Origin of the sequence: Teichococcus deserti (genome assembly GCF_001982615.1) — a bacterium.
Taxonomy (GTDB): domain Bacteria; phylum Pseudomonadota; class Alphaproteobacteria; order Acetobacterales; family Acetobacteraceae; genus Pseudoroseomonas; species Pseudoroseomonas deserti.
The window spans coordinates 1-2,743 of record NZ_MLCO01000332.1; the positions used below are offsets into that span (position 1 = coordinate 1).

At 74.2% G+C, this 2,743-nt stretch carries 3 protein-coding genes; all 3 read right to left on the reverse strand.

The features are described from left to right. Positions 1 to 7 precede the first annotated feature (7 nt). Complete coding sequence (locus BKE38_RS26260; protein ID WP_076960156.1) at positions 8 to 1,117, reverse strand: flagellar basal body P-ring protein FlgI; 1,110 nt, start codon at positions 1,115 to 1,117, stop codon at positions 8 to 10. 35 nt (positions 1,118 to 1,152) lie between these two features. Beyond that, complete coding sequence (gene flgH / locus BKE38_RS26265) at positions 1,153 to 1,890, reverse strand: flagellar basal body L-ring protein FlgH (RefSeq protein ID WP_076960157.1); 738 nt, start codon at positions 1,888 to 1,890, stop codon at positions 1,153 to 1,155. A gap of 17 nt (positions 1,891 to 1,907) precedes the next feature. After that, positions 1,908 to 2,743 (reverse strand): flagellar basal body P-ring formation chaperone FlgA (flgA, locus tag BKE38_RS26270; RefSeq protein ID WP_131829737.1); only part of this gene is annotated, 836 nt, incomplete at its 5' end.

Genomic DNA, 2,743 nt, shown 5'->3' on the forward strand with positions numbered 1-2,743 from the left:
GCCATGCTCAGCGCACCTCCAGCTGGGCCTGCAGGGCGCCGGCCGCCTTGATGGTCTGCAGGATGGAGATCATGTCGCGCGGCCCGATGCCGAGGTTGTTCAGCCCGGTCACCAGCTCCTGCAGCGAGACGCCGGCGGGCATGATGCCCAGCCGCCGGTCGGACTGGTCGTCGACATCGATGCCGGTGCGCGGCACCACCGCCGTCTGGCCACCGGCCAGCGGGTTGGGCTGCACCACCTGCGGCGCCTCGGTCACGCGGATGGTCAGGTTGCCCTGGGCGATGGCCACCGTGCTGATGCGCACATTGGCGCCCATGACGATGGTGCCCGAGGCTTCCTCGATGACCACGCGGGCGGCCTGGTCGGGCTGCACGCGCAGCTGCTCGATCTCGGTGGCGAAGCCCACCGGGTCGCGGCCCATCATCGAGACCACCACGGTGCGCGGGTCGCTGGCCTGGGCCGCGCCGGCGCCGGCCATGCGGTTGATGGCCGCCGCGATCCGCCGCGCCGTGGTCAGGTCGGGATTGCGCAGCGCCAGCCGCAGATTCGGCTTGTTGGCGAAGGTGAAGGGCACCTCGCGCTCGACGATGGCGCCGTTGGCGATGCGGCCCGAGGTCGGCACGCCGCGGGTGACCGAGGCGGCAGCACCCCGCGCCGCGATGGCGCCGGTGGCGATCGCGCCCTGCGCCACCGCATAGACCTCGCCATCGGCGCCGTGCAGCGGCGTCACCACCAGGGTGCCGCCGGTCAGGTTGGTGGCGTCGCCCAGCGCCGAGACGGTGACGTCCAGCCGGTTGCCGTTGCGGGCGAAGGCCGGCAGGTTGGTGGTCACCATGACGGCGGCGATGTTGCGGGTGTCGAGCTGGGTCTCCTGGTCGCGGGTGTTGACGCCGAGCCGCTCCAGCACGCCGATCAGCGACTGCCGGGTGAAGGCGGCGCTGCGCAGCCGGTCGCCGGTGCCGTTCAGCCCGACCACCAGGCCGTAGCCGACCAGCTGGTTGTCGCGCACGCCCTCAATGTCGGCGATGTCCTTGATGCGGACGCTGCCCTGCTGGGCCGCAGCCATGGGGGTGGCCAGGCCGAGGCAGGCCAGGGTCAGCAGCAGGATCCGGAGCATCGGGCGCAAGGTCGGGCTTCCGCGGTCAGGAGGGGTCAGAAGGGCAGGATGACGTCGAGGAACTGCTGGCCGTAGCGCGGCGTCTGCACGTCGCTCACCGTGCCGCGGCCGCCATAGGCGATGCGCGCCTCGGCCAGGCGGTCGTGGCGGACGGTGTTGTCGCTGGCGATGTCCTGGCTGCGGATGACGCCGCTGACCTGCAGCTCGCGCAGCTCGTGGTTGACCCGCACCTGCTGCCGGCCGGCGACCACCAGATTGCCGTTGGGCAGCTGCTGCACCACCGTCGCGGCCACCCGCAGCGTCACCGATTCGGTGCGCTTGATCGAGCCCGAGCCGGTGCTGCCCGAGCCGCTGGTGGCGTCGATCAGGTCGCTGTTGCCGCCGGGCAGCCGGGTCTGGATGCCCAGCAGCCGGCCGATGCCCAGGCTCTCATTGTTGTTGCGGCTGCGCTCGGTGGTGTTCTCCAGCGCCGCGCGGTCGGTGATCTGCACCAGCACGGTGACCAGGTCGCCGACGCCGGCCGCGCGCTGGTCACGCAGGAAGGTGCGGCTGCCCGGCTGCCACAGGCTGTTGCTCTCCGGGATCGGCGCCTGCCGCGCCGGCATCGGCATCGAGATGTTGCGCAGCCCCTCGGCCATGCCGGGATTCTCGATCGGCGCCATGGCGGGGGCGGAGCCGATCTCGCTCAGCCGGGAGAGGTTGCCGCAGGCGGCCAGCGGCAGCAGGCCGAGCAGCAGGGCGGCGCGGAGGGAAGCGGGGAAGGTCGGGGACATGCAGGTTTTCCGCATCATCAGCGTTGCGCGACGGCGCCGGGACGGCCCGGCTGCGCGGCGGCCGGCGCCGGGCCGAGCGCGCGGACGCGGCCGGGGCCGATCACCTCGCCGGTCAGCGTCGCGCCGTTCAACAGGTTGAGGACGGTGATCACCGCGCCGGGCGCGCCGTCGGACAGCGCCTTGCCGCGGGTGGCGAGCGACAGGCCGGCGCTCTCGTGGACGAGCTCGACGGCGCTGTCGCGGGCGACGGCCAGGGGGGCCGCCAGGTCGGCCACCGGCAGCTGCTGCCCGGCCGAGACGTTGCGGGCCAGGCGGGCGCCGATGACGCGGTCCAGCTTCTCGGCCATGCCGGGGCGGACGCGCTCGGCGGCGACGCGCTCGGCGCGGACGTCGCGCGGGCCCAGCGTCTCGCCGGCGCGCAGGCTGCGGGCGGCGACGACGACCTCGCGCATGGCGACGCTGCGGCCCGACAGGCGCTGGCGCAGCGTCGCCATGCCGTCGGCCAGCACCACCAGCGTGGCCGCGAAGCGCCGGCTGGCGGCGTCGTATTCGGTGCCCTCGACCGCCAGCCGCGGATCCGGGCCGGTGGGCACCATCGGCGCCTGGAAGTTCACCAGCTCGATGTCGAGGGCCGGGTCGGCGCCGAGCGCGGAAAGCTCGGCGCGCAGCACCGCCTCGACCTCCTCGCGCGCCAGCGGCCGGCCGGGGCGCTCGACGACGACGCGCTCGTCGCCGGCCAGCGGCTGCCAGGTCAGGCCGTTGTCGCGGGCGATGATCGCCAGCTGCGGGCTCTCGACCACGAAGCGGCGGCCGGGGGCGGGGGCGGGGCCCAGCACCACGCTGGCCTTGGGGC

What these genes read in the sequence shown, in the direction of transcription:
- BKE38_RS26260 (WP_076960156.1), bottom strand. Translation starts at nt 1,117, where the DNA reads ATGCTCCGGATCCTGCTGCTGACCCTGGCCTGCCTCGGCCTGGCCACC.
- flgH (WP_076960157.1), bottom strand. Translation starts at nt 1,890, where the DNA reads ATGTCCCCGACCTTCCCCGCTTCCCTCCGCGCCGCCCTGCTGCTCGGC.